The organism is Oscillospiraceae bacterium (assembly GCA_031265355.1).
Lineage (GTDB): Bacteria > Bacillota > Clostridia > Oscillospirales > UBA929 > JAIRTA01.
The window spans coordinates 24,758-51,673 of the sequence record JAISCT010000002.1 but is presented as its reverse complement, the minus strand read 5'-3'; the positions used below and the strand labels follow the sequence as shown (position 1 = coordinate 51,673).

Here is a 26,916-nt window from a genome sequence, read left to right as displayed (position 1 = left end):
AGGCCCCGTGATCCCGCGTCCGGCATGTGCTATCTTTTGTATCATAGCACAAACCGATGCGGCTGGCAATCGTATCGGTGTGAATTTTTTGTACAAGCGGGCGGCGCTCATCGCGTTCTCAAGCGCGCCGCACGAAAACAAGGAGGGATCCGCATAGGGAAACCCTCCTTGTTTTCGTTCATATCACGCGGCGCTCATACGCTGCGCGGGCCGCCTCACTCGTGCGTGGATGTCGGCTCGGCGCGCCGGTCTTGTCGGCCGCGCCGCCGGCCCAGCAGGGCCAACACGCCGCCGCCGCCGGTCAACAACACCCCGAGGACCAGGAGTCCGCCCGCGACGTTCGCGCCGCCTGTGTACGGCATGCCTGTCGCGCGGCCGGCCGGCGGTGATGCGGCGCCTCCGTCGCCGGAAGGCGGCGCGCCGTCCTCATCGCCGTACCCGGGCGGGACGCCGTCGCCGGCGTCGTGGGGAGAAGGCGGAACGCCGCCGGACTCACCCGGCTCGCCTGGCGCGCCCGGTTCGTCGGGTGGCGGGGTGGTCTGGGCCGTCGGCGGCGGAGACGGGGTTCTGGACGTGTCGCCGGATGGGCCGCTAGGTGGGCTGTAGATGTTTCGGAACAGCGGCGGCGCCGCGGCCGAAACATCGGGGCGGTCGATCCAGGCAATCTCCACGGCGCCCTCGGCGCTTACGAGAACCCGCGCCACATAGGCGGTGCTGTCATAGGTCCACCGCGCGGTAGCGCCGGGCTCCTCTGTGAGCTTGAGATAATAAACGCCGGATACAAGGTTCTCGATCACGGGGAAGGTGAATGTCTGCGGCACATCTGCGGCGATCGCCCCCGCCGTTGAAGCTCTGCGGGTCGCTATCAGCCGTAAATCGCTCGGGCCTAGCGGCGTCCCAGCGGTATCGCGCACCTGAGTGAGCGTAAAGTTGAACACTTCCTGCGTGTCATGGCTGACGTTTTTGCGCCCCTGAATCTCGACGGAGTACAGCGGCCGATAAATGTTGTTGAACAGCGGCGGCACATTCTCCGAATACCGGGCGTCCAGCCAATCGATGCCGACGCCTCCGCCTGCGTTCACCGTGACCCGCGCAATGTGGACCGCGCTGTCGTAGATCCACCCGGAGACGTCTCCCACATCCTCGGTGAGCTTGAAATAGTAGGTGCCCGCGGTGACATTTTCGATCGCGGGGAAGGTGAACATTTGCGGCGTGCCGGCGGCGATCGTCCCCACCGTCGCGGCTTTGAGGGTCGCTGTCAACCGATCGTTCGGACCCATCGGCGTTCCCGCGTCGTCGCGCACCTGATCGAGCGCAAACCCAAACCGCTGGCTCGTGCTGCTCACGCCGCTGATAGACTTTCGTCCATGGAAAATTATGGAATATTGAGGGCGATAGACATTGACAAACACCGGCGGTACGTCGCTTGAGAAGTCTGTCCCCGGCCAACTGACCGCCGCGAGGCCTGTAGTGGGATCCACATCCACCCGCGCCACATAGGAGGTGCTGTCGTAGACCCAATCCGAGGCGGAGCCAACGTCTTCGGTGAGTTTGAAGTAGTAAGCGCCCGACGCACCCTCCGGGAAGACGAGCTCCTCGAAGACGAAGGTCTGGGGTACGCCGGCGGTGAGTGTCTCGCGGGTCTGCGCCTTTCTTTCGTCAAACAGCGGCGGCCCGTCCAGCGGCGTCCCCTGAAGATCGGCCACCTGTGTGAGCGAGAAACCAAACTGCTCCTCGGTGTTGCTCACGCCGCGGACGTCCTTGCGCCCGTGAATACGCACGGTGGAAGGCGGCTGATGATACACGTCAGTAATCGTGACCGTGACGGCGTCTGTCCCCAAACCCTCCGCACTCACCAGGGCTTTGTCGGCCTCGGCCGGCACGATGTCCGTGATCCGCCCGTCCGGCGCGATCTCCAGCGCGACCGGCGCGGTCAGGAGATCATGCCGGCTGTCCGGCACAGATTCCTCCGTCAGGTAATAGGTCCCCACAAACTGCGGGTAACTCGGCAGCCCGGCAAATGTGATACCCCCTTGGGCGTTTGTCCGAACAGAGCCGGAATCGTAATCGCCGCCCTCCCGGCGAAGCGAGAATTCGGCGCCCTCGATCAACGGGTTCCCAGGCGCCCCGCTCCGCTTGCGGATCGAGACGGACGGCGCGTTGGGGACATTGGAGAAAGTCACCGACTGCGAGGTCCCCGCCTGCGTCAGCAGTACGGGCGCCGTCCGTCCGAGCGTGAATACACCGCCCTCTGTGTTCTGATACAAAACCGTGTTGGTCACCCCAACCTCCGTCACCTGGTACTCGCTCAGGCGGAGGCCTCCGATGGCGAGGGGCAAACCGGCGGACAGGGTGAAGAGCCCCTCTCCGGCATTGTGGATCTGGTTCGGATCGATCCCCGTCAGGGCACCCAAATTCACGGGATTGCCGCGGCCGTCAGTCAGTCGGAAGACAAACGGCCCCGTGCTCTCGATCCCTTCCACTGTTTTTAAGATCGTCAGCGTGCCGTGGTCGACGTCCTGCAGAGGGCGCAATGCCTCGCCGTAGACGCTGGCCGTCACACCGTGGGCCAGGCCAATGAACGCCTGTACCGTCTGCCAGTCCTGCACCCCATCGGAACCCTGATGTACCAGGACCATCGGCATGTTCGTCACTGTGGCTTCCGTCCGCGCGAACGCGTGGAGAACCAGTCCTGCCAGGGAGTACCCCGCCGGCACACGCAGATAAAACGGCTCGCCGCGGACCACGTAGGGGCCCTCGTCGCTGCTCCCATACAGGGTGTCGTTCCTCACCCACGTATTGTCGAGACCGCTTGTAATTCCGATGCCGGCCGCGTCGATGCCGCCGCTCAGATCCAGAAAGATCTTGTCGTCGTCTTGCAGCGCGGCCCCCGACACGGTGAACGGGCCGTAATAGGTAGTTCCGTTCACTGCCGTTCCCTCATCCAACGCTCCCTCAATGGCAATCTCCAGGCGCGTGTCATTGAGGGGGGTGGGATTCGCGGCGTAGGCGTCCGCCGCTGCGATGAGCCGAGCCATCAGGGCCGCAAACTGCCTGTGCTGGATCCCTTTCGCGCTGAGAGGATTGCCGCCGCTGGCATCGAGGAAACTTGTGCTGAAATACACAACGTCCGGGTTTGTATAGTGCCAGATGGCCGCCTTCGTCGCCATGACCGCCGTTTCCATTTTGATGCCCGTCAGCGGCCCCAAGCTGTCCGCCAGGTCGTCAAACCTGCTGTTCAAAGCCGCCACGCTTTCCGACGTACCGGCGTACCCGTTGACCACCAGCCACAAGAGCTCGTTCCAGTGTACCTTGAGGGCGTTCGGGATCTGTTCCGGCGAGGCTGACACATAACCGGGCACTCTGTCGGTGGTGTACCCGCTCTCATACCTGGACGACCCGCCGGCGTCTGTATTGACCGTACCCGTGGCGTAGGAATGGAACGGTACTGCCGCATCCACGCAGTAAATCTGCCCGATGACTGTCTGGCCATTCAGCTCGACGCCGCCCAGCGGAATGTCTCCCCGGCCTGTCCACCAGTCGTCCAGCCCGGCGCCTGCCCGGTGACTGTAGAGAATCTGGATCTTGTCGTCGTAACGCAGCACAGCCGTGTAGTCGTTGGCGTCCGGCGCAGCCTCCGCGGGGAGAATCATCTGCGACAAGAGCAGAAATACCGCGAGCGCGCACGCGGCCGGCGTTTTCCCTGTTTGTTTCACAGTCGCTGTTCCTCCTTTTTTCGGAGCGTCGGGGAAACGACGCCCCTGTAGCCCATAATGGCGACCGTCCACATGAACGGCAATTCAGTGAATTACCATTATTATACTCCTAAAAAGCCGTGACGTCAATATATGTAAAAATTTGTATGTTCCTCTCCGATCGCGTCACTTTGCGTCGCAAACGAGTGTATCACGACTCAGCATTTAGGTGTGCATTTTGGGCGCCATTTATCTGTTAAATTTGTCACATTTTTACAATGCTGCAAAAGTGACTTGACAGGACTGCCACTTGAGTATATACTGTATATGTTTATTATATAACAGTTCGCGGAGGTGGTAGATTGCACGTAATCATATCGAACTGCTCTCCTCTGCCGATCTACGAACAGATCAAGGAGCAAGTGAAGGCGCAGATTCTATCGGGTGAACTGCCGGCGGACGAGATGCTCCCGTCGCTCCGGGGGTTGGCGAAAGATTTGAAAATCAGTGTGCTGACCACAACCCGGGCTTATAACGAACTGGAGCAAGAGGGATTTATCACCAGCCGTCAGGGCAAGGGGTTTTTTGTGATGCCCAGCGGCTCCATGCTCATCCACGAGCAGCTTGTGCGCGAAGTCGAACAATGCCTTACCGACGCGATCCAGGCGGCGCAGAGAGCTCGCCTGTCGGAAGAGGAAATCGTCAGTCTGCTGCGGCTTTTACTGGAGGTGTCAAATGGTGAATGAGATGTTGGAACTCAGAGGCGTTTGCAAGCAATTTCCCGGCTTTTTGCTGAACAATATCAGTTTTTCTTTGCCGAAAGGCTACATCATGGGACTTGTCGGCCCGAATGGTGCGGGCAAAACAACGACCATTCAACTGATCCTCAATATGTTTACACGGGACAGCGGCGAAATCTTGATGTTCGGCCAAGACAATATCCAAAATGAACATGCCATTAAGCAAGCGGTTGGCGTTGTATTTGATAGCAGTATCTATGTGGACACATGGACGGTACGCGACACTGAAAAAGCGGTGTCTATCTTCTATGACGACTGGAAACACGACGTCTTTGTGGATATGGCGCGCCGCTTTACCCTGCCGCTCCGCCAAAAAGTGAGGGATCTGTCGCGTGGTATGCAGATGAAGTTGATGTTGGCTTGCGCGTTTTCTCACGGCGCGAAACTGCTGATCTTCGACGAGCCGACCAGCGGGCGATCATTGATTTACGGTGTTTTATTCGCTTCTGTTATGTTCTCAGTGAGGATCGTTCCATTGCCATTTAAGGTTCTCAATCAAAATGAATCGTCGAAAAACACATACACCATGTTGCCTGTCCCTCTAAACAATATAATTATTGCTCGCTATTTGTCAATTTTCTTCGTGGGCAGTGCAGGGATTATCATAAGTACTGTAATCGCACAAGTTGCTTCGTTTTTTCTTCTTAAAGCCAGCATGAATATTGGCGAAATTGTTATAGGCATTGTTGTGGGTTGTGCTTGTGTTTTGATTTTATTGACATTACAGATTCCGTTTATATACAAGCAGGGAGTGATTCAGGGGCGAACCTCCGCACCCATTGTAATTGCATCAATTTTCCTCTTTGTATTTGGTTTCGGATATCGGAAATTGATCCAGCTATCGTTGGACAGGCTGCAGTTTGCAGTTGCATTTTGTATGCTTGCTGTTTTATTATCCATCGTCTCCATATCCATTTCAATTGACATTGCAAAAAAGGAAAAATGAGTGACGGCCGCAATCGAGGCACATCCTACTTGTAGGGCGAACCTATTAAGCAAATTTTAAGTGTATGGTATTGACACGGCACATAATTTTATGCTATTATGCGTATAGCAAGTAGCAAATGGTTTTAATGCGTAAATGACCGCGCGGAATTGTTGTGCACCATCGAACCCGTGCACTACACGGACACGTATACCCCCGTCCTCGTACGGGGCGGCGTCCCCGACGTCCCGCCACATCTCTCCGCGGACTTGTTCTGAAACCAACATGGAGGTCCACATATGCACCCGTATGAAACACCCGAAGTACAGGCAAAATTAAACGCCATCAAAGACGCGGTGTTACGCGCCGCACCTGATACAGAGGCGATTTATTTGTTCGGCTCATATGTCAACGGAACGCCGCACAAGGACAGCGACCTTGACATTTATGTCATTGTGCCGGACAGCGACACAAATCCGTTAGACACCGAAGTCGCCATAACAGGATTCCTGTACAGCGGTAGTTTTCGTATGCCTGTGGACTTAATCGTGAAACATTCTGGAAAGTTCAACCGCAGCAAGGAATACGCCACATTTGAGAAAGTCGTGGCAAGAACCCCTCGGCGTGTTCCCTTTTGGGAGTGCGCCGGGGGCGTTGTTGGACATGTGCGCCCTGCATACAGTAGCCTGTAAACTTATCTTTACACAGGGGGCTGCGGACAAAACTGTCCGCAGCCCCCTGTGTCGTTTAGGCATTACGCACCCAATAGATCCAAAAGCTGTGCCACCGTCTTTTTCCCAAAAGAGACCGTACCGCCGTCCAGCACAAGACAAGGGACACTCATGACCTTGTATTCGTCCTTTAGCGCGGAGAAGTGGTTGATGTCGTAAACCTCGGCGGCAACCTGCGGGTTCTCCGCAGCAATGCGCTGCGCCGCCATGACGAGTTCGGGACACATGGTACAGGAGAGAGAGACGAGGATCCGCATATGCACCGGACGGCGCAGGGCGCGGATCCGTGCCAGTGTGTCCGCCTCAAGCGCCTGCCCCGGCCCCGCCGCATTGTAAAGACCGACGACAAAAGAGTTGAATTCGTGCCCGCCCGGCACACCGTGGAAGGCAAGACCGGTGTCTGTACCGTCAGACTGGCAGATTCTTACAACGGGCGGTTCCGCTTCTTCCGCGGCCGCGAGGGAGAGCTTGTCCGTCAGCCCGGTCAGTTCCTGTAAAAAGCCGCGCAGTTCCTCCGACACGGGGCGATCGTCCAGCGCGGCCCGCAGGAGAAGCGGCCGCTCCATCCGCTCGAACACCCCGGCGAGCTGGGCGACGACCTCCGGTGTGAAGAAGCTCTCCGACACCGTGTCCGCCGCCGGCTCAGCCGCGCCGCGCGCCGGCGCCACACGCGAGACCGGCTGGCGGGGTACGCGGCCTGTCTCTTTTTGCAGACGAGCCACATAGCGCTCCAACTCGGTGGCCGCGACCGCGCCGTCCCCGGTGGCCGTCACCATTTGCCGCAAGTTTTTGACGCAGACGTCGCCCGCGGCGTATACGCCCTCCAAATTGGTCTTGCGGTTCGCATCGGTAGTGATATAACCGCGTTCATCCAACGTCACGACGCCCTTTACCAGCGCGGTGGCCGGCTCGTACCCGGCGAACACAAACAGACCGAAGGTCTCCCCCGCAGGCGGGCTGTACTCCCATACTTTGCCCGTGTCCAGGTTTTTCATCCGGGCGCGGCGCAGCGCCGTGTCCCCAAAGACTTCCTCCACAACGGTTCGATAGCGGACCTCGATGTTCTCGTTTTCCTTGACCGCATCGGCGGTCGCCTTGGCGCAGGTGAAATCCGCCTCCCGCACCAACACGGTCACCTTGCGCGCGTACTTGGTGAGAAAGACCGACTCCTCCGCCGCCGCAAACCCGCCGCCGACGACAAAGACGTCGAGACCGGTGAAAAATTCCCCGTCGCAGGTGGCGCAATAGGCTACCCCGCGCCCTTTGAACTCCGCTTCGCCCTGAAAACCCACCATGCGCGGGTGCGCGCCAGTGGCAAGGACCACACCGAACGCCTCCCGCGCGCCGCGCGAGGTGCGGACCGTCTTGACCGGCCCGTCCAATGAGAACCCCTCGGCCTCGGCGAGCAGAAACTCCGCTCCGAAGCGTTGCGCCTGCCGGCGCATGGCCAGTGTGATCTCCTCGCCGCTGCCGCGCTCGACACCCGGATAATTGACCACCTCCGACGTGATCGTGATCTGCCCGCCGAAACGCTCCTTCTCCACCACAAGCACCCGATACCGCGCTCGGGCCAGGTAGAGCGCAGCGGTCAGACCCGCCGGTCCGCCGCCAACGACGATCACATCGTAAAAATTGTCATCCATCAAAGCAGCCCTACGAGGTCCAGACTCGGTTTGAGGGTCTTCGCGCCGGGCTGCCACTTGGCCGGACAGACCTGATCGTCGTGCTCGGCCACAAACTGGGAGGCCTGCACCCGACGGAACAACTCGTCCGCATTGCGGCCGACGTTACCCGCGATGACCTCGTAGGCGACGACCTTACCCTCCGGATTCACGATAAAGCTGCCGCGCTCGGCAAGGCCCGCCTCCTCGATCAATACCTCAAAATTCCGCGCCAGCTGCCCGGTCGGGTCGGCCAGCATCGGGTAGTCAATCTTCTGGATGGTCTTGGATGTGTCGTGCCAGGCCTTGTGTACAAAATGCGTGTCGCAGGAGACGGAATGGATCTCGCAGCCGATTTTCTGGAATTCCTCATACTTGTTCGCGAGATCTTCGAGCTCGGTGGGGCAAACGAAGGTGAAGTCGGCCGGATAGAAGAAAAACACGGCCCACTTGCCCAGTACGTCCGCCTTGGTGATGGTCTTGAACGCGCCCCGGTGGAATGCCTGTACCGAAAAATCGCCGATTTCCCTGTTGATGAGTGACATAGAATATGACCTCCTTCAAAAATTTGGGATTTCTGTTTCTGTAGCTAGCGTACCATTCTTCTCTCTCCCTGTCAAGATTTCGCGGTGGTCCGGATAAAATAATGCAAAAATCTTCGGAAATATTACCTGACATCCCGCCCAGCGCGCGGCAAAACGCACAGAATTTCCAAAGGCGCCCAAATGAGCGATTACAAAAATCGCCACGGTAAATCCTCGCCAGAAGTAATTTATGTCAAAAAAGTGTCGATATTATCATTAGGGCACTTTTAACAACGTGGTGCTTGGTACTACATGGTTAAAAGCGGTAAAATTAACCAGTTTTGAGGGAGTTGACATCCATGAGAATATTGCAACCGAGGCAAACTCGGCGACTTTTGGCCATGGCGCTGGCCGCCCTGTTGGGGCTTTCCCTCCTCGCCGTCTACTCCGTGCAGGCAACAGGAGAGGACGGAAAGGATGGGGACATCCTCTCCGCCGGGTGGCTGGGCGAGGCGGGGCTGCACACGGAGACGGACGTTGACCTAGGTCAGAGCACCACATACCAGCTGGTCGTCAACCTGGCGCAGATCGCGAACGCCGGTGAAGAGGCCTTGTACACACTGGTGATCCACTATGAAAACCCCACCCCCGACGAAGGATCCGGTTTTGCCGTCGACACCTTGCCGGCCCCGCCGGAAGTGGTGACGGCGGACCCTGTCCAAAACCTCGAACACGGTACCGTCAGCTACACGCTCAGATGGGACGCACAGACGACTTCCTGCAACATACAACTGGTGTTCACCCCGCGCATTGGGGCCGCCGGCGGCCACCCCGGCGCCTATCCGGGCGAACAAATAAAGGTCTGGGCGGCGCTGTACCCGGCGTTGCCGGACAGCGATGCCATAACACAAACCGTGCCCGCCACGGCTGTCGCCCGGATGGGCTGTTTGCGCATAGATCCCACCATTCCTCCGGATACCTTGCCGCGTCTATATGCGGGCCAAGAAAACGAGGTCCTCATTGACTTCAGTTTCGTCAAAAGCACGGCCGTATATGTACGCCCGGTGGGAGCCGCCAGCACTCAACTGAGTTATGGCGGTTACGCGGCGGCCGGCTTGGTCCTGACGGATACAGAGGTCACTGTCGACTTCTCCGGCCTCAAACTCACCATCGGCTCCGAGACAAAGACATATGCGCAGTGGCGCGCGGACTGGGGGAGTCACCCACTGTTTACCATCCTGCGCGCCGCGCGGTATGACGACGTAAACGGCGCCGCCGCGTTGTCCGACGGCGCCTCTTGTACACTGCGCTGGGCCTCCGATATGCCGACCCACAGCAGCCATAACAACAACACGCCCGAGAGCGGATACGACCCCTTCCACGCCGCCTTTGTTCTGACGACAACCGCCGATTTTTCCCCGACCGACAATCCCTCTACCGCAAACATCGACCTGAGCGGCGTGCACATGTCCGGCCGGGCTCGGATAAATGGGCGGGGGCCTCATCTCCCATTTGGCTACGGCGCCAATCCGGCGCTCGCATCGGACGCGCTGATCTATCTCAAAGATACGACGACCCAGATCACCGCCAGTCCCCCGATCCTTGAGCTCCTGCTGGTTCGCTCGATCTCGGGGTCCGACCCCTCCACCCCCTATCTACAGCCGGATTCTGTCCAATATGCGCAGCAATACCAAAGCAAAGTGGACAAGGACTATCTCTACTTACAGGAACTCTGTAAGGTGGGCTTTCGCGTGCCGTCGGGGGTGGACGGAGATTTCACATGCCGGCTCAATGTGCCCCGCGGCGTAACCGTCACCGCAGTGCGCCTGCCGGCGAAAACCTTCGGCGGTGTCGTATACGCCGATTACGACACCCTGACTTACAATACAAAATCAGGCGACCAAAAGTCCTACGGCAGCGTCGCCGCTCGGCTGATCGACGACATTCAGCAGACGCCCTATGCCCTCCACACGCCCCATTATGAGCAGGGCTATGGCGGGTACGTCGACCTCACCTTCCACGGAATGCGGAAGGTGGACTTCATGGCCAACAACGCCATGATCCTGAGCAACTTTCTCTTCCAATTCGTGGGTATGACGGCGGGTATTACAGAGGATACGGTGTCCTTCGGTATAGAGGCGTATCGCGCCCATGACGACGACTGCCTCCTTGGCAAAGACTATCTGGTGACGCTGAACGGCGCCGCCAAGGCGGGCGAAAAAAATACCATCGAAGTCAAGGTGAATGAAAAATATTGGGCCGATATCAACCTCTCGCTGCCGGGCGATTACAACAATAAATTTCTCTTTGCGGATCGCAACGGCAGCCCCGTCATGGACAATGTCCCACTGACCGCCGCGTTTCTGGAGGACTGTTTCTGGCTGATGCAGCGAATCGGCCCCAGTGGATTCCCCTACTATGCCGTACAGACGCGCGTCCATTCCAATGTCTCCGTCCCCACTGTGGCAGGCGGGTTAATCCTGCAGGCGCCCGTCCTCTATGTGCCTGTCCCGAACGGGCTGCGGGTGGCGGATGTGAGACTCTACCGTTCCGCCGCATCGGGCGGCGCCCTCCAGATTCCGTCGTTTGACCCTCCAGTGGACGCCTACGGAAATGAGATCGCCCTCACCGCACGGACGCTTGCGGCCTTTGACGGAGAGCAATACCTTGAAATCAAGCTGCACAAAGCCCATGAGCCGGAGGCAGAGGTTGTTTTGCAGCGCAATTCCACCCTGCAGGGCGATGTCTACGTCGGTGTCCGCTATCAAATCCCGGCCGATTATCCGGGGACCTCCGTCTCTCTGAACGGAAGTCGCGTACTGGCCTCTTCCTGGAGCGCCGAGTTGCTCGGCGTGTCCTCCGGCAGCTCCTATGGAAGCGCCGTGAACGACGGTCTCAGCCATCTTTCCGACGCCGCGGCCCTGCCCGCGGCCGTAAACAGGGCCCGCGCGGTGCGCCGTCAGAACGTCTCCACCGAGACCCTCGCGCTGACCGGCGCCTCGCATGTCGCGGTCTATTCGGCGGTACGTACGGACGCGGGCACGGACGCGGAGAGCGACGCGGACGATCTCTACGCCTCTTACGACCCCAACAGGGGGGTGGATGATGTCACTTGGACCCTGCGGGCAGGAAGCACGGGCGAGCAGTTCCGCCTCGTCGTCTCCAACGGGACGGGCGGGGCCATTTCGGGGCACAACGTCGTGTACTTCATCCTCCCGCATGGGGTCGGCTGGCGCACCGCTCTGACAGATCGGCCCACCTTCCGGGGCACCGTGACGCCGGAGCTGAGCTGGGTCGGCGCCAGCTTTGACCCACATAAGCTCACCGCCAAGCCAGGCACCGCCGACGGTCTGTATACACTGGCGGAGATGGCGGCCTTCACGTGGGACGCCACGCCCCCGGCCGATTGGCGCAGCGTCACGGCGCTGCGCCTGACCTTCCCTGTACTGCCGGCGGGGGCGCTGCTCGCCATGTACGCGCCTTTTTCCATTCCGGCCATTCACTCTCTCGGCCAGGATACCCCGCGATATGACGACAAATCCTTTGGGCAGACGTTATATCACTTTGGCGACACCGGTTTTACCGGTCAGTTCGTCCGGACGGCCGCTCTCAAAATCCGCCGGACTGATCCGCCCGCCGTGCGCGATGTCCTCTCTCCGTCCGACGGTCTCGACGCCGACATCCCCACCGCACTCCAGCAGGCGGCTCAAACCGACCCTATCCCCGCCTGGTACGATGTGGCCGTGTACGATGACTTCACCGACGGACTCTCTCTCACGGAGATCCGAGTGGCGCACCTGCCCCATGGGGCGGACGATACGGAGAGCAATTGGGTCTCTTTGTCCATTGCCCCGCAGGAACTGCGTACGGAGCCCTATCAAACCGACCGGCGTGTCCCGGCGCTAGACGTCAAACACCGGCCCGGCCGCCGCATTGCAGTGACAAACCCGAGCGGTTACGTGCGCCAAGACAAACCCGGCCGTTACCAAATCACTTACGTGACCGGCCACGATGCCGATTTACAAAGGACAGAAGTGACGCGCCAGTTTGTTTTGCTGCCCCCCAACAAACCTTTGTTCCACATCGTCAACTATACGACACTGCCGGCCGACCCGCCGGCGGTCGATTCAGACACGGCGATTCCGGGTGTCGTCTACACTGTGTCTGTCCAGATGCCGGTCCGCGCCGAATACTGTTTTGACGGCTGGCTTCTCACCGCCGGGGCCGTCTCCGCGCGCAGTCCCGCCGAAGGCCTCTTCCCAGGCGGCACGGCAGCATCCAATCCCGGCCACTTCATCCCAATCTCCGATGTCACACTCACAGCCATCTGGCACGCGCTGACCGACGACGACGACGATGACGGCGATAACGACAGCGACAGCGATGATGATGGTAACAACGGCGACAGTGACAGCAACAACAACGATAACAACAACAATAACAGCAACAGCAACAGCGATAACAATAATAATAACAATAATAATAACAATAATAATAACAATAATAATAACAATAATAATAACAATAGCAATAGCAATAACAGCGGTCTCGATGGCGACAGCTCTGGCGGCGGCAACGACGGCGGGTCTGGCGACACCCCCGACACAGACGACGGTACAACCAGTGGTGAACCCGACAACGACGACACGGGCGGCCATGACGGCGGAGAGAGCGGCGGCGGTTCCGGGGATGGAACCGACGGCGCGCCGTATCAACCGGGTGGCACAGACCCGGAAGTTCCGCCCGCGCCGATCGTGCCCGGTCATGAACTGATTTTGCGTGACGACGGAGTCTATACGGAGTTCGACGACGCCGGTGTTCCCCTGGGCGAGTGGCACTGGGATGAACAACTGGATACGTGGATCTTTGAAAAATACCCACCCACCGCCATGCCCATTACCAGCGGCCGCAACCCGACGCTCCTTCTCTTCCCTGGCCTGCTTCTGGTCGGCATCGGGCTTGTGAGCGCGGTTTGGCCGGCCAATCGGAGACGAATCGGCACACACGGGCGGTAAACAATCCGGCCGTCCACAGGGCATCTCCCCGAAGACGACGGCGTCTCTGACAGCTTTGGATACACCGCGGCGGCGGATCGGTTCTCCCCTGGGACCGATCCGCCGCCATTTTTTGATGCTTTGCGCCGTATTTTTTATATATTCTGCCGACATCAGTTCCAAATGTCGCCGCACAGTGGGCAGGCTGTCCGAACCTGCCCGTATTTTTGATCACATTTTTGATCCGATTCTAGAAATTGAAATTTTTTCTTTAAATTGGTTTTTTATTCCTTTTTAAGTTCGATATTAGATATGTGGGGAGAGCGTATGCATCTCCCTGCCGTCGGTTGAGGCGCACGCCGCCCAAACCCTGTGTCGTTTGGATCGTGACAGGTACTTCAGATTGTGAATATGCATGGTTCAGGTGTCACTTGGACAGAGGAGATTTAAACATGTCGAATGCGATAAGGAAAGCCATTGGCGCCCTTTTGGCGCTCGCCTTTCTGGCGGTACTGATCCTGCCGGCCGCCGTGGCGGAGGGTGATGTAAAACCCCATGCGAATGAGCTCCAGCAGGTCGTCTCTCAGGGCGGACTGGACGGCGATGGCGGCTGGCAGGGCGACAGCACCGACGGCGTCTGGTTCCGTGAGACCATCGCGCCTGTCGTCGAAGAGGGCCATACGCTGGAAAATGTCTTTGATGTGACAGCTGAGGTCGTGACGAAAGAAGAAGTTGAAATGGTGACGACCGCGCAGCACGCGGCGGTGGTCATCAGCCTCGATCTGTCCGCCAGCATGAACACAGGCACCCGTATCGCCGATATGAAAACGGCAGTTCGAGGCTTTATCGAAACATATGCAAACAGCGCCAAGGACGATGAATGCAGGTACCTGGCCATCGTCATATTTGGCCAATATGCATACAGAATCGTCGATTGGACAGATGTAAGCGATGAAACAAATAGGACGACAGTTTTAGGTGCTCTTACAGGGGTTAACACCGCTTTTGCGCTTCCTTCTGGAGTTGGAGGCTCTTTCCCGCGTAATGACGGCGGTTATACAAACCTCTCCGGTGCTTTGCTTCTCAGCCATAACTTACTGGGCAACCTGCCGACCGAGATCTCTTTTTCCGCTCACAGCGGCGACAAAAACATCTATAATATTGTCTTTACAGACGGTCTGCCAACCGCAAAGTTTGGCAGGAGTAATGGTAATCACACATCTCCACTAGACTATAGCTCCAGCACGGAATGGATCGACTATGGTTCACTGGCCGCAAATCCCACAATCCCCGGCACAAATTACACAAGCGGCAACACCGAAGTCCAAATCATCGGCGCAGCCATTGAAAGCACGCACGGCGCCACCAATATGGCCGTTGCTTACGACTCAAGTACAGAGGTACTCAAAAAATTTGTCACCGATGCGCATCTCAAACAGGCAAATGACGCGGACGCGCTCAAATTGGTCTTCGAGCATTTTAGCGACACCGTTACGACGTCTTCCGAACCGTGGAGCGCCTCGTTCCCGTTGTGCACACCGTATCAATTCGTCTGTTTTACAGACACAGACGGTCCGCACAGCGCAATCATCGAATACAAAGACAATAAAATCAATTGGGATCTTTTGTCAGAACCCATTCCAACGCCCACGCCTGCCCCTCCTGAGGGGATCAACGATACCCCGGACGGCGGAACAACTTACTACTCTTACAGCAGAACATTCCGCGTGACCCTCGACACTTTGGCGGTGGGTTTTGTACAGGAAACATCTTTCGATGTGACGCAAGAAGGTACGGACTTGACTTCCTCTTATCTCTTTTACAAACCCTTCAGCTCAAACATTGACAACGTCAATTTTCAATACGGCTATTTCGAAGTCCCTTCCACCAAAGGGTACGCGGCTGATCTCACTTTTACAAAAATCATCTCCGGTTCCGAAGACGACGCGGCGTCCCCCGCGGGGTTCGTTTTCAGTCTCACACACAGTGAAGATTGCGAGGAGCCCGGCTGCAACCACGCGGACGCTTGGTTTGTAGAGGAGATCTCCGATAAGGCGGGCGCCGTGACGTTTACCGACATCCCTTCCGGGCACACATACACCATCACCGAGGTGCTCACAGAGGAGCAGGCGCCTCTTTATACCGAGCCCGACTCCGTCGCCGCAGGCGTACATTGGGGGACAAGCACGACGGACGGTCTCACAAATGGGACTTCTTTTGTCAACACCGTGAAACGCACTCATGGTTCAACTCCACCCCCTGAATCAACGCCCACTCAAAGTCCCGAACCTACTCTCACTCCTGAGCCCACTCCCACTTCGAGCCCTGAGCCTACTCCCACTGCAAGCCCCGAGCCCACTCCCACTTCGAGCCCCGAGCCCACTCCCACTTCGAGTCCCGAGCCCACTCCCACTTCGAGTCCTGAGCCCACTCCGACCGGCAGCAGCAGTAGCGGCGGCACGTCTCCGCGCACAAGTCCAGCGCCCTCTCCTTCTCCAACGCCAACGTCAACGCCGCCACCGCCGGACGACGCGGGCAACGGCCCCGACAGAACCGAGGAACCACCCGCGCCGCCCGAGGAGACCGGCCTCGAAGGCAGAGCCGTGGAACCGGCGCCGCCGGATGAACTCTCGGCCGCGCCGGAACCGATTCCGACCATACCCAGCAACACATTGGTCCAAGTGGACGACGCGTATGTGGAATACGACGGAGAAGGCGTCCCGCTGGGCGAGTGGCACTGGGATGAAGAACTGGAGGACTGGGTCTTCGACGAATACCCGCCTCTCGACGCGCCCATGCCCTTCACCGGCGGCGGCGGTGTGGACGCCTTCCTCTTCATCGGCCTTCTGCTGCTCGGCATCGGCCTCATACTCGCGGCCTGGAAACCGGGAGCCCCCCACGATAAGCATCCCCCGCTGCTTTGACGAAGGCACATCAAAACCTTACCGAGGGTTGGAACCCACAGAAGGGTTCCAACCCTCTTTGACGCCCGCTTGTCAATCTCAGGATTTTACGGTATAATTTGAGGCATCATAAGAAGAGAAACTGACAGGGGGGCCAACCGATGCCACGCATATTTCTGGTTGAGGACGACAGGGCAATCGCCAAAAATCTCATTCGACTGCTCCGCTCCGAGGATTTTACCGTCACCCATACGGTCACGCAGCAAGAGGCCCTGGCCGCGCTGGGCAGCGGCCAATTTGACCTGGCGCTGATTGACGTGTCCCTGCCCGACGGCAACGGCTTTGCGGTGTGTACGGCAATCAAAGAACAGCAGGATATTCCGGTGATCTTTCTGACTGCTTCCGGCGATGAGGCGAGCGTCGTCACCGGGTTAAACATAGGTGCGGACGACTACATCACCAAACCCTTTCGCCCACGGGAATTGATCGCCAGAATCGGCACTGCCCTGCGAAAGAGCGGACGCGCTAAGGCCACCTTTGAAATCGACGCCCTCCACGTCGATACGGCAAGCGGTCTTGTAAAAAAACACAGCAAAGAGATCTTTCTTTCCGCCTTGGAATACCGTCTTCTGCTGGTGTTTTTGAGCAATCAGGGCAACATCATTACCCGCAATCAGCTGTTGGACGAACTCTGGGACGCGGCCGGAGAATTTGTCAATGACAACACACTGACCGTATACGTCAAACATCTTCGCGAGAAAATTGAGGACGACCCCGCAAATCCGCAGATCATCCTGACCGTTCGCGGCGTTGGCTACAAGTTGGGAGGCCGGCATGTTTCGGAATAAAGAGTTTCGTCAGTTTGCCGCTCTGTTCCTTGTGCTGGCCGCCGCCGGGGTCACAGCTGGCTTCATCCTCCACACAGCGGCCGGTGTTCTTGTTATGACGAACGCCGTCGTCTTCGGAGTCGTTTTTTTTGTCTTCACCCGCGCGCGGTACCGCAGCCTTGCGCGGATTTCCCAGCAGATCGACCTCGTGCTTCACAACGCGGACCGCTTGGCGCTCGGCGATTTTGACGAGGGCGAACTCGCCGTCTTATACAGTGAAATCACCAAAATGACTTTGCGCATTCGAGAGCAGAACGAGGCGCTGACCCGGGACAAACAATACCTCGCCGATTCTTTGACCGATATTGCCCACCAACTGCGAACCCCGCTCACCTCCGTGAACCTTGTCTTGTCTTTTTTGGCAAAAGCCGACGACGAAAAAGAACGGCAGACCTTTGTCCGCGAAGCGGAGGAACTGCTTGTGCGCATGGACTGGCTGATCACCTCCCTGCTCAAACTCTCCCGCCTGGACGCGGGCGTGGTGATGTTTCAACGCGAGCCCATCCGCGTGGCCGAACTGGTCCAATCCGCGCTGCGCCCGTTGGCCATTCCCATGGAACTGCGCGGCATCGATTTGCAAACGGATGTGCCGGAAGACGCCACGATACAGGGCGACCGGGGCTGGCTCTCCGAGGCCGTGCAAAATATCTTGAAAAATTGTATGGAAAGTGCGGGCGAAAACGGCAAGATCGAGATCACTTGTGCAGACAACACCCTATTTACCGAACTTGTTATTCGCGACAGCGGTGCAGGGTTTGAAAAAGAGGATCTACCGCGCTTATTTGACCGATTTTATCGCGGAAAAAGTACAAATACAATGGGGTATGGGATTGGATTGGCCCTGTGCAAAATGATCATCACACGGCAGGATGGGACGATCGCCGCCAAAAACCACCCGCGGGGCGGCGCGGTGTTTGCCATACGGTTTCCCAAAGTGACGGATGTGTCATCTGAAAGTCACCGCCGTGTCATTTGACAGTGGTATAGTACTTGCATGGGCGCCTCTCACACCACTCGCCCGGCGCGGCGCCGGACTCTTTCGGCAGATGCGATGAAGGCGCCCGGATTCAGAAAGGCGGGGTATCTCTATGGAACTTTTGAAGATTGAAAATTTGTGCAAGATCTACGGCAATGGCGAAAATCAAGTCGCAGCGCTCGACCATGTTTCGCTCACGGTGGAAAAAGGGGAATTTGCGGCGATCATCGGGTCGAGCGGATCTGGAAAATCCACCCTGCTGCACATCATTGGCGGCGTGGACGTACCGACCAGCGGCAAGGTGTACCTTGACGGCCAGGATATATACGCCCAGAACAGCGAGAAACTGGCTATATTCCGCAGGCGACAGGTGGGGCTCATCTATCAGTTTTACAATCTTATTCCAACCTTGAACGTGGTGGAAAACATCACATTGCCCGTACTGATGGACCAGCGTGAAGTCAATCAGGAGCGGCTAAACGAGCTTTTGCGACTGCTCAGTTTGTCCGAGCGCCGCACACATCTCCCAAATCAGCTCTCGGGCGGCCAACAACAGCGCGTGTCCATTGGCCGGGCACTGATGAACGCCCCCATGGTCATGTTGGCCGACGAACCCACTGGAAATTTAGACAGTCAAAATAGGCAGGAAATCATCAATTTGCTAAAACTTAGCAATCAAAAATACAATCAAACTCTGATCATCGTCACGCACGATGAAAACATCGCCTTGCAGGCCGACCGCATCATCGGCATTTCAGACGGCAAAATTGTGCGGGATGAGAGGATACGGTCATGAATATTTTTAACAAAATCACCTTACAAAGTCTAAAAAAGAACCGTACGCGGACGGTTGTCACGATTGTCGGCGTCATCCTGTCCGTCACCATGATTGCGGGGGTAACGACGTTCATCTCCTCTTTGCAAAACTATTTGATTCAAGAAAAAATTGTGCAAAGCGGAGACTGGCACATCAAATTCACAGACGTAGACTTTGCTTTCTCGCAGAAAATAACCACAGACAGCAGGGTTAAAACCGCCGCGGTCGCGCAGAATGTGGGATACGCTCTGCTCCCGGGCGGTCAAAATCCGCTCAAGCCTTATCTCTTCCTCTCGGGGGTAGACGACACGGCCTTCAGCGCGCTCCCGATCCACATCAAGGCCGGGCAGCGTCCGCGAAACAGCGGCGAGATCTTGATTCCTAAACACGTTGAAACAAACGGCGGCGTCAGCTACAAGATCGGCGATAAAGTGACGCTGTCGGTGGGAAATCGCCTGCTCGGCGACAAAAAACTCGGCCAGCAGCATCCGTTTCAGAGTGGTGAAGCGGAAGACGCCACAGCGGAAATCTTTCTGCCCGAAACGACCAAAACGTACACCGTCGTCGGCATTTATGAAAGGCCGGGTTTTGAGGCATACCCCGCGCCCGGCTATACGGCGATCACAAAAATGGACTCCGCCTCCGTGGCCGAATCCGACAGTTTCACCGTCTTTACCGCGCTCAAAAGGCCCGGCCAAGTATATGACTTTGCCGAAAAGACGGCGGATGGCCGCAACTATGAATTGAATCAGATGTTGCTGCGGCTTATGGGCATTTCAAACAGCGACAATTTCAACAGAGTTCTGTATTCTTTCGCCGGCTTTTTAATTGTCATGATTATGGCGGGCTCCATTCTACTGATTTACAATTCATTTGCCATCTCAGTCAGTGAGCGCTCGCGCCAATTCGGTGTGCTTTCTTCTGTGGGCGCGACCAAAAAACAGCTGCGAAAGTCCGTGCTGTTTGAAGGCATTTGTATCGGGAGCATCGGCATTCCTATTGGGCTCCTCGCAGGTGTAGGCGGCATCGGCCTCACACTCCGGTTTATCGGCGGTATTTTCAAAAGCATCAGCCGTAGTACCACTTCCTTCTCCCTCTCTTTGTCCGTCCCCGCCCTTGTAACAGCGGCGGCGCTGGGCATTGTCACCATCCTGCTTTCCGCCTATATCCCGGCCAAAAGAGCTGTGAAGCAATCCGCCATCGAGACAATCCGACAGACAAATAATGTAAAAATCAATGCTAAATCTGTGAAAACCCCCGCAATAATCGGTCTTTTGTTTGGATTGGAAGGAACGCTTGCGTTCAAAAATCTCAAGCGGAACAAAAAACGCTATCGCAGCACCGTCATCTCGCTTTTCGTCAGCGTGGTGTTGTTCATTTCCACAAGTGCACTCGGATTATACCTCAAACAGAGCAGTGAAATTACAATCTCAGATTATGGATACGATCTCTCTCTCGACCCCTCTTTGCCGTCCGCTTACCGCGTGAAAACCGAGGATTTTCTGCGACTGTATGAAAACTTGAAACATGTCAATGAGGTGTATGACAGCAGCTATTATATCAACGCTGTTTATGACTGTAAAATTCCGGTGCACTTCTTTGAACAGAAAGACAATACGACGGACGAATCATATGATTCCGCGCTTCCCATCTTTTTCATCGAGGATTCCGTCTATTTGCGCTATCTGAGGGACCTGGGGCTTCCCGCGGAGGAATATACAGACGGACAGACCAAACTTCCGGCTGTCGCAAGTCTTACAACGTACAATCCAGCCAACAAACACTACGAGACATCCAACCTCTTTAACGCCGACGCCGTATCCATAGAAATTGTGCATGGCGAACATTCTGTCGGAGAACCACGCGCACCATACCCTGTCACCCTGACAATCGTGGATCAACTGCCCAAAGAGGTACCCCCCTCCATGTCCTTCGACTTTTGCGCCTTCGCACCCTATTCGTTGAAAGGCAGTCTGGATGGGCTGCAAGAGCCCGACAGCAATGGGCTGCACATGATCTTTTTGTCAAATGATCCGACGAAATCGGCGAATGAGATGGAAACGATCGTGAGTGAGGACGACCGTGTCTCGGGATACACGCTTTTGAATGTGGATGAAAGGCTGGCACAAAACCGAAATGCCATTCTGATCATCAACATCTTCACATATGGTTTTGTGATTTTAATCTCTCTCATCACGATTGCCAATGTGTTCAACACCATCTCCACCGGAATCCGCTTGCGCAGGCGCGAGTTTGCCATGCTCCGCTCCATGGGACTCGGCGATCGCAGCTTTGATAAGATGATGAACTTTGAGTGTATCTTCTATGGTCTCAAAGCTTTGCTGTATGGTCTCCCCGCCTCCGCAGTCATGACGTGGCTGATTTACAAGATTATTTCCATCGGTGTATCCCTTCCTTTTATCTTGCCATGGAGCGGCATTGCCATCAGTGTATTCAGCGTGTTTTTTGTGGTGTTTGTCACCATGATATACGCGGTGAACCAGATGAAAAACGTCAACGTCATTGACGCGCTGCGGGACGAAGTCATATAAAACCTGACACCTGAACCCCTATATCTCAATGCGCCTCTCTGGGCGACATACCTTTACACAGGCCGCACCCTTCGGGGTGCGGCCTGTGTTGTCTCCCCCCGCGCATCTCCCCACATACCTCCCTGCGCCCGTCTTCCTGTGACCAGTCACAAAATTGTGCCTACTTTACAGGCAGTACACACTGTACTTATAATGGATATTGCACAGAAGCGCGGCTGTCTCCGGCGGGTCCGGGCCTGCCGACCTTCTTGCATCCCGCGGCGCTGTGCGCCGCCGTACCCAGCCGGGTCAGAAGGGAGTTTTTATATGTCAAAAATTGTCACACTGGGTGAGCTTATGCTGCGCCTCGCACCCAAGGATTGTTTGCGTTTTTTCCAAGAACCGGAGTTTGAGGCCACTTTTGGCGGCGGTGAGGCCAATGTCGCCGTCTCGCTGGCGAATTTCGGCGATGACGCCGTCTTTGTGACGCGCCTGCCCGCCCACGACATCGGGCTGGCCGCGCGCAACTTCCTGCGGTCTTTCGGCGTGGACACCACCCACATCGTCTGGGGCGGCGAGCGCGTGGGGATTTATTACTGCGAAAAGGGAGCCTCCCAGCGCCCCTCGAAAGTGGTGTACGACCGCGCTCACTCCGCCCTAGCGGAAGCCGGCGCGGAGGACTTTGATTTCGACGCTATCTTCCAAGACGCCGACTGGTTCCATTTCACGGGAATCACGCCGGCGCTCAGCCCGCGGGCGGCCGATCTGTGCGCCGCCGCGTGCCGGGCCGCCCGGCGCCACGGCTGCACAGTGAGCTGCGATTTAAACTTCCGCAAAAATTTATGGACATCCGCTCAGGCGGAGCAGACGATGGGGCGACTCATGGCCGATGTGAACGTCTGCATCGCCAACGAGGAGGATGCCGAGCGCGTGTTCGGTATCCGAGCGGAGGGCAGCGACGTGGCGGCGGGGCGTCTGACACGGGACGGCTACCGTCAGGTGGCGGAGACGCTGGCCGTCCGTTTTGGTTTCAGCTTGGTGGCCATCACGCTTCGCGGCAGTCTGTCCGCCAGTGACAACACTTGGTCCGGTATGGTCTGGGAAAACGGGCAGGCTCATTTCGCACCCGAATACACCGTGCACATTGTAGACCGCGTCGGCGGCGGCGACAGCTTCTGCGCGGGGCTGATCCATGCGCGTCGAGCCGGGTGGCCGGCGGACGAGGCGCTGGCCTTTGCCGTGGCGGCCTCCTGCCTGAAACATACCATCCAGGGCGACGTCAATCGCGTCTCGGCGGAGGAGGTGCGGCGGCTGGCCGCCGGCGACGTCTCCGGACGCGTACAGCGGTAAATCGCCGCATCCACTACCGCGCTTTCACACAATCGGAGCGCGGTGATTTGGTGTGCCTAAAATTTTCTGTGCGCAAGCGCCACTCCGGACATCCTCCCTCATTTTTGGCTACTGTAACCAAATGTTATCACTATCTCTTCACAGCTGTGTGTCCGGTTACACAAAAGTGCGTACTTTACATTCTCAAAAATGTGTAATAAGATAATTTTGTAGTGAAATTGTTTGGCTATTTTGATGAGCTCTATCCGGGTGCGGCAAATCTCGCCTTGTGCCCGCATCCACTGTATCGCGCGAATTTGGTGTGAGGAGGCCTGATGGGTTGGACACCTACAGAATTGAGATGGAGGACGTCGTCAAGAGTTTTGGGGGCATCCACGCACTCAAAGGCGTCACGTTCCGGGCCAAGGCGGGGGAGATCCACGCGCTGGTCGGAGAAAACGGAGCGGGAAAATCCACGCTGATGAAGATTTTGGCCGGTGCGTACCAGAAGGACGCCGGCGTCATCCGGATCGACGGGAAAGAAGTGGCCATCTCGACGCCCAAACGCGGCCGCGAGCTCGGCATCGGGATCGTATATCAGGAATTTGAACTGGCCCCCGACATTACGGTGGCCGAAAACATCTTCCTGGATAAACTTTCGCACTCCTTCGGCCTCGTAAACTGGAAGGAGATCAACCAAAAGACAAAGGAGATCATCGACGGTCTCGGCTTTCACATCAGCCCCCAGGCGATCACAGGGGACCTGCCGGTGGCCTCCCAACAGATCGTCGAGATCGCGAAGGCCCTGGCGTTTCACGCGAAGATTCTGATCCTCGACGAGCCGACGGCTGTTCTCAGCGACAACGAAGTCGTCAAGTTGTTTGAAACCCTGATGAAGTTAAAGAGCGCGGGCGTCTGCATCATTTACATCTCCCACCGCATGCAGGAGATCTTCCAGATCGCGGACACGATCACTACGCTGCGGGACGGGACGGTCACGGGTTCGATGCCCCGGGAAGGCGCACAGACAGATGACGTCATCGAGCTCATGATCGGCGGGCGGCTCGGTGCCATGTTCCCCAAACGCGATGTGACGCTGGGGGAGGAGGTGCTCCGTGTGGAGAATCTCTCGGGTCCGCCTAAATTCTCCGACGTGTCGTTTTCCCTGCGGCGGGGCGAGGTACTTGGCATCGCGGGCCTCGTCGGCAGCGGGCGCACAGAGGTGCTGCGGGCCATCTTTGGGGGCGACGGCCGGCAGAGCGGGCAGGTCTGGCTGCGCGGACAGGCCGTCCATGTCCGGTCGCCGCACACGGGGGTGCGGCACGGCATTGCGCTGGTGCCGGAAAACCGGAAGGACCAAGGGCTGGTCATTGACAAACCGATCAGTGAGAACATGACGATGGCCGCTCTCCGCAAGGTTCTCGGCGCGTTGGGGGTGATCCTGTTCCAGAAGGAAAACGCCATCGCCAGAAATCTTTGCGGACGGCTGTCCGTCAAGGCTGGCGACGTCCGCGACAGCGTCAACAGCCTCAGTGGCGGCAACCAACAGAAGGTCGTACTGGCCAAGTGGTTCAACACGGAGTGCGACGTCATTTTGCTGGACGAACCCACCCGAGGCGTGGACGTCGGCGCGAAGACGGAGATCTACCGGCTGATCAACGAGTTCGCCGCCCATGGGCTGGGCGTTGTGTTTGTCTCCTCCGAGATGCCGGAGATCATCGGCATGTGCGATCGCGCGCTCGTCATGGCGAAGGGCGTCGTGATGGAGCAGCTCAAAAAAGAAGACCTGAGCGAAGCCAATATCTTACGGCTGGCTGTGGGTGGTGGGGTGCAATGATGAACAGAGAGGCAAAAGGATCCGATACGAACGAAAGACGCGGCGGCGCGGCGCTCATATCCAAATTTCATCTACGAAAAATGATTCCGGTCATCACGCTGGTGCTGCTGCTCAGCGTCTCCATTATGCTCTCCTCCTCGTTCCTGACGCCGATGAACATCTTCAACCTGTTGCGGCAGAACGCCGGTCTGGCCATTGTATCGATGGGGATGCTGATGGTGATTCTGACCGGAGGCATCGATCTCTCGGTGGGCTCGATGGTGGCGCTGGGCGCGGTGCTTGTGGCCACCTTCACCACGACAATGGGGCTGCCCGTGCTGCTGTCGATTGTACTGACGATTGCGCTCCTCATGGTGCTCGGCGCGTGCGCGGCTTATTTCGTATCGTTTAGGCGCATGGCGCCCTTCGTCGTGACGCTGGCCGTCATGACCGTCGCCCGGGGCCTCGCCTTCATGATCTCTCAGGGCAAACCCATCAACCTGAAACCGACCAATCCGCTGATCCGGTTCGGCAAAGGGAGTTTTTTGAACCTCCCGCAGACACAGGCGAAGCAAACCTTTCTCGCCGTTCCCTATCCTGTCTGGGCGGCGCTTGCCGTCTTCGCCGTCGTCATGCTCGTGCTGCGCTACACCTCCTTTGGCCGCCTGATCCGAGCGACGGGCAGCAATGAGTCGGCCGTGCGCCTCTCCGGCATCCGCGTAGGCGCGTACAAATTCTCCGTCTACGTCATCTCCGCCGGTCTCTGCGCCCTCGGCGGCGTGATCAGTGCCTCCCGGGCCGCGGTCGGCTCCGCTCAGTTCGGCGAGGGGTTGGAACTCGACGCCATCGCGGCCGTCGTCATTGGCGGCGCCAGCCTGACCGGCGGTTCCGGCACCGCCCTCAACACCCTGATGGGCGTGCTGATTTTGGGTCTCATCGGGAACATCATGAATCTGATGAACATCCCTTCGTATCCCCAACAGATCATCAAGGGCGCCATCATCATTTTGGCCGCGCTGCTGCAAAGCGGCAAACGGAAGGACGCGCTGTAGGCGCCCCCGCACAGCGCGCCGATCCCCCCATCCCCCACGGGTATTGGAGTGCCACGCACTCATACCATACACATTTTTAGGAGGGTTAATCATGAAGAAAACCACGCTGCTCGCACTCGCACTCGCCGCCGTCATGCTGCTCGGTCTGCTGACCGGCTGCGGCGACACCCAGGCTCCCGACGGCGGAGACCAGCAATCCGGCGGTCAGACCATCTCCGGCGATCTGAAGATCGGTCTGTCAATGCAGACGATGGGGTCCCCCTACTTTGTTTCGCAGAGCAAGGCCTTTGAAGCCGCCTGCCAGGCACAGGGCATCGACGTTGTTTCCGTTGACGCAAACGGCGATATGATCAAACAGCAGGCCGACATCGAGGACCTCGTCTCCCAGGGGTGCAACGCCATCGTCATCAACCCCGCGGACGCCCAAGGCGCTGTGGCCGTCGCCAACAGCGTCATGGAGCAGGGCATCCCCGTGTTCATCATGGACAACTCCATCGACCCCAGCGCACAATACGTCTCGATGATCCAGTCGAACAACTTTGCCATTGGAACACTGGTGGGCGAATGGCTCGCGCGGAAATTCGGCAATGAGGAGATCCGCATCGGTATGTTGAGCGGCAACGAGGGTAACTTGCTGGGTGTCGACCGCCGCATCGGCGTGGTCAAAGGCATTGTGGAAACCCAGCTCGCCTCCTCCAACCGGACCAACTTCCGCTTTTTGACCCAGGGCTGGGGCGGTTGGAACCAGGAGGATGGCCTAGCCGCCGCCGAGTCGATGCTCACCGCCGCACCGGACATCAACGTCATCGTAGCGGAAAATGACAGTATGGGTCTCGGCGCCGTCATCGCGCTGGAGAACGCCGGCCGGAGCGACGTGGTCGTCGTGGGCATCGACGGGCAGAAGGAATCGCTGGCGCTTGTGCAGAGCGGCCAGTACGGGGCCTCCGGCCTGAATGATCCGGTGGGCGTCGCCAACCTCACACTGGACACCATCATCCGTTACCAAAACGGTGACAAAAACATCCCGAAGCTGATCAACACGGAGCCCGCCGTCATCACCTCCGACAACGTGGCGCAGTACTACAATCCGAACAGCGACTTCTAAGCAGCGATCTCTGATTGATCCGTCCTCCTCGGGCCCCCTCGGGCCTCGACGCTCTTGACACATGTTTCCCCGCCCCGGGGGCGGGGAAACATGTCCCCTTTTGGCGCCGCATTCTGAAAGAAGTGAGAAGGAAATAATTTCCAGCCCTGTCTGGATACCGCGCGCCGGAC

The 26,916-nt window shown here is 57.6% G+C and carries 17 protein-coding genes; 13 read left to right on the top strand and 4 right to left on the bottom strand.

Annotated elements, in window-relative coordinates:
- Positions 1-215 precede the first annotated feature (215 nt).
- The gene (locus LBK75_00370; protein MDR1156751.1) at positions 216-3,716 is read right to left on the bottom strand and encodes a Cys-Gln thioester bond-forming surface protein; all 3,501 of its coding nucleotides are present in this window, start codon (positions 3,714-3,716) and stop codon (positions 216-218) included.
- A gap of 341 nt (positions 3,717-4,057) precedes the next feature.
- On the opposite strand from LBK75_00370, the gene LBK75_00365 reads away from it, so the two are divergent.
- The 3 genes from LBK75_00365 to LBK75_00355 all read left to right on the top strand — a co-directional run bounded on the left by LBK75_00365 (position 4,058) and on the right by LBK75_00355 (position 6,112).
- Positions 4,058-4,441 carry a GntR family transcriptional regulator gene (locus LBK75_00365; protein ID MDR1156750.1) on the top strand — a complete coding sequence of 128 codons (384 nt, stop codon included), beginning with the start codon at positions 4,058-4,060 and terminating at the stop codon, positions 4,439-4,441.
- Between the two features lies 1 nt (position 4,442).
- Complete coding sequence (locus tag LBK75_00360; protein ID MDR1156749.1) at positions 4,443-5,441, top strand: ATP-binding cassette domain-containing protein; 999 nt, start codon at positions 4,443-4,445, stop codon at positions 5,439-5,441.
- A gap of 278 nt (positions 5,442-5,719) precedes the next feature.
- Positions 5,720-6,112 (top strand): nucleotidyltransferase domain-containing protein, encoded by a 393-nt coding sequence (locus LBK75_00355; GenBank protein ID MDR1156748.1) that lies wholly within the window; start codon positions 5,720-5,722, stop codon positions 6,110-6,112.
- A 62-nt stretch (positions 6,113-6,174) separates the two neighbouring features.
- Here the strand turns inward: LBK75_00355 and LBK75_00350 are convergent, their stop codons facing one another.
- Genes LBK75_00350 through LBK75_00340 form a run of 3 tightly spaced genes read right to left on the bottom strand, consistent with a single transcriptional unit; the run spans position 6,175 to position 8,561 of the window.
- A complete protein-coding gene (locus LBK75_00350; GenBank protein MDR1156747.1) occupies positions 6,175-7,794 on the bottom strand; it encodes an FAD-dependent oxidoreductase in 1,620 nt (539 codons plus the stop codon).
- Entirely contained in the window at positions 7,794-8,357 is a 564-nt protein-coding gene (gene ahpC, locus LBK75_00345) for a peroxiredoxin (GenBank protein ID MDR1156746.1), read from the bottom strand. Before ahpC ends, LBK75_00350 begins: the two co-directional genes overlap by 1 nt.
- Before the next feature lie 15 nt (positions 8,358-8,372).
- The gene (locus LBK75_00340; GenBank protein MDR1156745.1) at positions 8,373-8,561 is read right to left on the bottom strand and encodes a hypothetical protein; all 189 of its coding nucleotides are present in this window, start codon (positions 8,559-8,561) and stop codon (positions 8,373-8,375) included.
- A 134-nt stretch (positions 8,562-8,695) separates the two neighbouring features.
- Here LBK75_00340 and LBK75_00335 point away from each other — a divergent pair, with 134 nt between their 5' ends.
- The 10 genes from LBK75_00335 to LBK75_00290 all read left to right on the top strand — a co-directional run bounded on the left by LBK75_00335 (position 8,696) and on the right by LBK75_00290 (position 26,746).
- A complete protein-coding gene (locus LBK75_00335; protein ID MDR1156744.1) occupies positions 8,696-13,351 on the top strand; it encodes a hypothetical protein in 4,656 nt (1,551 codons plus the stop codon).
- A 431-nt stretch (positions 13,352-13,782) separates the two neighbouring features.
- Complete coding sequence (locus tag LBK75_00330) at positions 13,783-16,254, top strand: VWA domain-containing protein (protein ID MDR1156743.1); 2,472 nt, start codon at positions 13,783-13,785, stop codon at positions 16,252-16,254.
- Positions 16,255-16,394: 140 nt separating this feature from the next.
- A complete protein-coding gene (locus LBK75_00325) occupies positions 16,395-17,081 on the top strand; it encodes a response regulator transcription factor (protein ID MDR1156742.1) in 687 nt (228 codons plus the stop codon).
- A complete protein-coding gene (locus tag LBK75_00320; GenBank protein ID MDR1156741.1) occupies positions 17,068-18,096 on the top strand; it encodes a HAMP domain-containing histidine kinase in 1,029 nt (342 codons plus the stop codon). Before LBK75_00325 ends, LBK75_00320 begins: the two co-directional genes overlap by 14 nt.
- Before the next feature lie 112 nt (positions 18,097-18,208).
- A complete protein-coding gene (locus LBK75_00315; protein MDR1156740.1) occupies positions 18,209-18,892 on the top strand; it encodes an ABC transporter ATP-binding protein in 684 nt (227 codons plus the stop codon).
- Positions 18,889-21,465, top strand: a complete 2,577-nt coding sequence (locus tag LBK75_00310; GenBank protein MDR1156739.1) for an ABC transporter permease — start codon at positions 18,889-18,891, stop codon at positions 21,463-21,465. The genes LBK75_00315 and LBK75_00310 overlap by 4 nt, the downstream gene beginning before the upstream one ends.
- A gap of 306 nt (positions 21,466-21,771) precedes the next feature.
- Entirely contained in the window at positions 21,772-22,794 is a 1,023-nt protein-coding gene (locus LBK75_00305) for a sugar kinase (GenBank protein MDR1156738.1), read from the top strand.
- Positions 22,795-23,113: 319 nt separating this feature from the next.
- Complete coding sequence (locus LBK75_00300; protein MDR1156737.1) at positions 23,114-24,610, top strand: sugar ABC transporter ATP-binding protein; 1,497 nt, start codon at positions 23,114-23,116, stop codon at positions 24,608-24,610.
- Complete coding sequence (locus LBK75_00295; protein ID MDR1156736.1) at positions 24,607-25,641, top strand: ABC transporter permease; 1,035 nt, start codon at positions 24,607-24,609, stop codon at positions 25,639-25,641. The genes LBK75_00300 and LBK75_00295 overlap by 4 nt, the downstream gene beginning before the upstream one ends.
- 91 nt (positions 25,642-25,732) lie before the next feature.
- Positions 25,733-26,746 carry a substrate-binding domain-containing protein gene (locus LBK75_00290; GenBank protein MDR1156735.1) on the top strand — a complete coding sequence of 338 codons (1,014 nt, stop codon included), beginning with the start codon at positions 25,733-25,735 and terminating at the stop codon, positions 26,744-26,746.
- Positions 26,747-26,916: the final 170 nt, after the last annotated feature.